Raw genomic sequence first — 498 nt, forward strand, 5'->3', positions numbered from 1 at the left:
TCTTACTAAAAAATCATTAAGAGATATTATTGGTAATATTCTTAAAGTTACATCGGTACCTGAAACGGCTGATTTCCTAGATTCTATTAGAACTTTAGGTTTCAACTTTGCATTTAAAGGTGGTTTATCATTCAGTTTAGGTGATATTATTATTCCTGCTGAAAAGCAAACAATGATTGATAAAGCCAATGGTTTAGTTGATGGTATTATGGGTAACTATAACATGGGACTTATTACTAACAACGAACGTTATAACCAGGTAATTGATATTTGGACATCTACTAACGCTGAATTAACTGAGCTTTCTATGAAACGTATTCGTGAAGATCAGCAAGGTTTTAACTCGGTGTTTATGATGCTTGATTCTGGAGCACGTGGTTCTAAAGAACAAATTCGTCAGTTAACCGGTATGCGTGGATTAATGGCTAAGCCTAAAAAATCAAATGCTGGTGGTGGTGAAATTATTGAAAATCCAATTCTTTCTAACTTTAAAGAAGG

General features: G+C 33.5%; 1 pseudogene. It reads left to right on the forward strand.

Annotation, left to right across the window (positions count from 1 at the left end):
• Positions 1 to 498 (forward strand): annotated as a pseudogene (locus FUA24_RS23700) (DNA-directed RNA polymerase subunit beta'); the annotation flags it as partial.

It is taken from the genome of Seonamhaeicola marinus, assembly GCF_008085455.1.